This window comes from Thioclava sp. UBA3469 (assembly GCF_002378135.1).
In the GTDB taxonomy this organism is placed as follows: domain Bacteria; phylum Pseudomonadota; class Alphaproteobacteria; order Rhodobacterales; family Rhodobacteraceae; genus Thioclava; species Thioclava sediminum.
Genome location: NZ_DFRG01000142.1, coordinates 1,100 through 3,329 on the forward strand (window position 1 = coordinate 1,100; position 2,230 = coordinate 3,329).

Annotated in this window: 1 protein-coding gene; it reads left to right on the top strand. The window is 63.8% G+C overall.

Annotated elements, in window-relative coordinates:
• Positions 1-2,193, top strand: a 2,193-nt coding sequence (locus tag B3D39_RS11470; protein WP_286789705.1) for an ATP-dependent helicase, incomplete at its 5' end; no start/stop codon positions are given.
• Between the last annotated feature and the right edge of the window lie 37 nt (positions 2,194-2,230).

The following is a 2,230-nucleotide window of genomic DNA, read 5'->3' on the forward strand; positions in this document are numbered from 1 at the left end:
ACCTTCACCAACAAGGCCGCGCGCGAAATGAAAGAGCGCGTGGGTCGCCACCTGGGCGGTGCGATCGAGGGGATGCCGTGGCTCGGCACCTTCCACTCGGTCTGCGTGAAGCTGTTGCGCCGCCACGCCGAACTGGTGGGGCTCAAGTCGAATTTCACCATTCTCGACACGGACGACCAGATCCGGCTGCTCAAGCAGCTGATCGTTGCGGCGAATATGGACGAGAAGCGTTGGCCCGCGCGGCAATTGGCGGGGCTGATCGACGGCTGGAAGAACAAGGCGCTGACGCCCGAGAAGGTCTCGGGTCGTGAAACCGCTGCGTTCGACAATCGGGGATCCGAGCTTTACGCCGCCTATCAGGCGCGGCTGAAGACGCTCAACGCGGTCGATTTCGGCGATCTGCTGCTGCACATGGTCACGATCTTCCAGACCCACGGGGATGTGCTTGCGCAATATCAGCGCTGGTTCAAATACATCCTCGTCGACGAGTATCAGGATACCAACGTCGCGCAATATCTGTGGCTGCGGCTTCTGGCGCAGGGCCACAAGAACATCTGCTGTGTCGGCGATGACGACCAGTCGATCTATGGATGGCGCGGTGCCGAGGTCGGCAACATCCTGAAATTCGAGAAGGATTTTCCCGGCGCCGCGGTGATCCGGCTGGAGCAGAATTACCGCTCGACCGCGCATATACTCTCTGCCGCGTCGGGGCTGATCACGGCCAATGAAGGCCGTCTGGGCAAGGAGCTCTGGACCGAGGCCGAGGGCGGCGAAAAGGTGCGCCTGATCGGCCATTGGGACGGCGAGGAAGAGGCCCGATGGATCGGCGAGGAGGTCGAGGCGATTCAGCGCGGGACCCGTGGCAATCCGCCGATCAGCCTCAATGCTCAGGCGATTCTCGTGCGCGCCTCGCATCAGATGCGCGCCTTCGAGGATCGGTTCCTGACGATCGGTCTGCCCTATCGCGTCATCGGCGGCCCGCGCTTCTACGAGCGGCTCGAGATCCGCGACGCGATGGCCTATTTCCGCCTTGTGACCTCGCCCGATGACGATCTGGCTTTCGAGCGGATCATCAACACGCCCAAGCGCGGCCTTGGCGACAAGGCGCAGCAGCGCATTCAGGTCGCGGCCCGCGAGAACGGGCTGAGCCTTCTGGACGGCGCGCGGCTCTTGGTGGCCGAAGGCGCGCTGTCGGGCAAGGCGGGCGGGCAGTTGCGGCTCTTCGTCGAGAATGTCGCGCGCTGGCATGAGGATGTCTCGCAGGCCTCGCCCGCTACCGCCGTGACGCGGGCCGAAGATGACGATCTGCTGATCGAGCCCGCCGAGGATGGTGTGGCGCCCGCGAATGACCTCAGCCATGTGCGTCTGGCCGAACGGATCCTCGAGGAATCCGGCTATGTCGAGATGTGGCAGAACGACAAGACGCCGGAAGCGCCGGGGCGGCTCGAGAACCTCAAGGAACTCGTCAAGGCGCTGGAGCAGTTCGACAATCTGCAGGGCTTCCTCGAACACGTCGCGCTGATCATGGACAACGACAAGGCCGAGACCGAGGAAAAGGTCTCGATCATGACGCTGCACGCGGCCAAGGGGCTGGAATTCCCCGTGGTCTTCCTGCCGGGCTGGGAGGATGGGCTGTTCCCCTCGCAACGCTCGATGGATGAGAGCGGTCTGAAGGGGCTCGAGGAAGAGCGGCGTCTGGCCTATGTCGGCATCACCCGCGCCGAGGAGCTTTGCACGATTTCCTTTGCGGGTAACCGCCGCGTCTATGGCCAGTGGCAAAGCCAGATGCCCTCGCGCTTCATCGACGAATTGCCACCTGCCCATATCGACGTCCTGACGCCTCCGGGGCTCTACGGTGGTGGCATGAACGGGGGCGGCTTCGGCGGGTCCAGCGCGATGGAAGACCGCGTCTCGCGCGCCGATGTATACAATTCACCGGGCTGGCGACGGCTGCAAAACGCGCATTCGCGCGGGACCAGCCAGCCCCGCGAGGCGCGCCATATGGTGATCGACGCCAAGGGCGAGAGCGATTACGAGATCGGCGACCGGGTCTTCCACAAGAAGTTCGGCTATGGCGAGGTGATGGGCTCGGAAGGCGACAAGCTCGTCGTGGAATTCGACAAGGCGGGCGAGAAGCGTCTGCTGTCGAGCTTCGTCGTACCCGCCGCCGATGCCGACGACGTGCCGTTTTAACCCTCCTCCCTTCGCCTTGGCGCAAATATCCCGGGGG